The sequence below is a fragment of the Candidatus Kosakonia sp. 282A-S69 genome, assembly GCF_029433855.1.
GTDB classification, from domain to species: Bacteria; Pseudomonadota; Gammaproteobacteria; order Enterobacterales; family Enterobacteriaceae; genus Kosakonia; species Kosakonia cowanii_A.
Window position 1 is genome coordinate 212,767 of sequence record NZ_JAROAU010000005.1, and the last position, 3,041, is coordinate 215,807.

The window sequence follows — 3,041 nt, forward strand, 5'->3', positions numbered from 1 at the left end:
TTTGGCATCGGTGTGCTGCTTATCGGCGCCAGCCTCGCCGTCGGTTTTCTCGCCGGGGAGGTGGCGACCGGCGTGCGCGACGGCATTGCCGGAAGTATGGCGGAGAACATGACGAAGAAAGGCGTCATCACCACCGGCTCGCCTGACGTCTTTATCAACGGTAAGCCCGCCGCCATTGCCACGGACAGCATGGTGGCGTGCGACGACGACGGCTCGCAGCAGATGGCGGAAGGCTCCTCCCGCGTCTACATCAATGGTCTTCCTGCCGCCCGTATCGGGGACCGCACCACCTGCGATGCGAAAGTGATGACCGGCTCCGGCAACGTTCGTATTGGTGGCGACCCGGAACAGACCCTGTCAATTACCCCGGAAGTCCCCGAAGCGCTGTACAAGATTTCAGACCTGACACTGCTGTTTGCCGGGCTGGCTGGCGGCTGGGGTGGCGCGGCCAGCAAGGTCGGCGCGGTGGGTAAGCTGTTGTCGAAACTGCCGGGTATCAGCAAAATCGGCCGCATCGCCTGCCGCTTCGGTGCGATGCTGACTGCCATCGCGGCGGGAGGAATTATTGCCCGCCCGGTGGATATCGTCAGCGGGCAGAAGTTCCTCAGCGGCGACGACGAACTGGATTTCGTCCTGCCGTCGCGTCTGCCGGTGCGCTGGCAGCGTTACTGGCGCAGCGGTAATCCCGGCGACAGCGTGCTCGGCCGCGGCTGGAACCTCTTCTGGGAGACCCGTCTGGAGCGTTACCGGGAGGGGCTGGTGTGGCGGGCACCGACCGGGGATTACGTCTCCTTTCCTCTTGTAGCAAAGGGGTACCGGACCTACTGCGAAGCCGAAAAGCGCTGGCTTGAGCACCATCAGGACGATACCTGGTCGGTGTATGACATCAGCGGCGAGCGCTGGCACTACGCCCCGCTTGAGTGCGATAACCCCTCCCTGCTGCAGCGCATCTCTGAACCCTGCGGCAATGATATCCTTTTCGAGTGGAACGATAACCTCACCCTGCATGCCCTGACGGACTGCGCCGGGCAGCGCGTGGTCTGCCGCTATGAGGGCGACCGCCTTGCCGGTGCCTGGCTGAATGACGACATCTGCCTGGTCAGTTACGCTTATGACGAACAGGGCCAGCTGGTCTCAGTGACCGGCCGGGGCGGCAGCGTGCGCAGGCGTTTTAGCTGGCAGGATGGCCTGATGCGCGCCCATGAAGATGCAAACGGCCTGGTGAGCGAATACCGCTGGCAGGAGATTGCCGGTCTGCCGCGCGTAACGGCTTTCCGCCACAGCGGCGGTGAGCAGCTGACTTTTGAGTATGATTTTGATAACGGCACGCGTCGCGCCATCCGTGACGACGGAGCCCAGGCACACTGGCTGATCGATGACGATGATAACGTCGCCGCCTTCACCGACTTCGACGGTCGCAAGAGCGCCTTTATTTACCGCGACGGCGAGCTGTGTGATGTCATCCTGCCGGGCGGTGCCCTGCGTCAGAGCCGGTGGGACAGATACGGGCGCATGGTCCAGGAGACAGACCCGGCCGGGCGGCGGACGGAATATTACTGGTACCGCCTCACCGATCGCCTCACCCGCACGGTCTGGCCGGACGGCACGACAGAGCAGAGCCTGTATGACCTGCGGGGACGGCTGCTTTCTGAAACCGACGCCGCAGGCAACCGCACCACTTATCACTACCCCGATGATGAAGAACCTTTACCGGACAGTATCACCGATGCGACAGGCGGGGTGGTGCGCCTGGAGTGGAACCGCCAGGGACTGCTGACAGGCCGCACCGACTGCTCCGGCAGCGTCACGCGTTTCAGCTATGACAGATTCGGGCAGCTTCTGTCGAGTGAGGATGCAGAGGGTAACGTCACCCGCCGCGAATGGAACAGCGCGGGACAACTTTCTGCCGTTATCCGCCCGGACGGCAGCCGCGAAACATTACAGTGGAACGCACGCGGTCAGCTTGCCGCGTGGCGCGACCCGCTGGAGAGCGAGGTGCGCTGGGACTATAACCCGCTCGGCCTGCCGGTGAGCATCACCGACCGCATCGGACGCACCCGACGCTGGCATTACGACCCGCGCGGCAACCTGCTCAGACTCGAAAACGGCAATGGCGGAGAATACCGCTTTACATACGACGCCGCAGGCCGTCCGCTCAGCGAAACCCGCCCGGACAACACGTCGCGCCAGATGATATGGGACAGCCGTGGATTCCTCAGCGAACTGCATGAAAACGGCAGGCCTGCCGTCGATGGCGGCATCGCCCGGCGTAGACGAACCTTCAGTTACGATGAAAGTGGCCTGCTGACCGCACGCGCTACCCGCCATGCCGAGTACCGCTATGACCACGACCCGAACGGCCAGCTCACCCGTATCCGGCGCACCCCGACGGCTGAAGGCGTTGCGCTGGGCATTGAGGGCGATGAAATCGTCTTGAGCCGCGATGCGGCAGGCCGCCTGGTAAGCGAGTCGGGTGTTAACGGCGAACTCAGCTACAAATGGGATGCGCTGGGCAATCTGAAGAATCTCGAGCTACCTGGCGGGCAGCAGATATCCTGGCTGCACTACGGCTCCGGTCACGTCAGCGCCATCCGCTTCGGGTCGCAGCTGGTCACTGAATTCACCCGCGACCGTCTGCACCGGGAAGTGACCCGCACCCAGGGCGCGCGCGAACAGTCCCGCTCCTACGACAGCCTCGGCAGACGCACTGCGCAGCGCAGTGCACTTATCACCGGGGTGGCCCTGCCGGAGCAGACGATACTGGAGCGCCTGTACCGCTATACCGGGCGCGGCGAGCTGGCGGGCGTCAGTGACACCCTGCGCGGGGAGGTGAATTACGGCTACGACGCCGAAGGCCGCCTGCTGAAGCATTATGAATCCCGTCAGGGCAACAGCAGTGCGCTCTTTACCTATGATGCGGCCGATAACCTGGCCGCGAACGACGACCCGGTTACCGACAACCGCCTGCAGCACTGGCAGAACCTGTTTATGCAGTACGATGCGTGGGGCAACCTGACCCACAGGCGCAGCGGGCTGTATGA

Annotated in this window: 1 protein-coding gene; it reads left to right on the forward strand. The window is 63.6% G+C overall.

Annotated features, from left to right (window positions below):
- A partial coding sequence (locus PU683_RS22025) for a PAAR domain-containing protein (RefSeq protein ID WP_277174655.1) occupies positions 1-3,041 on the forward strand: 3,041 nt, incomplete at both ends.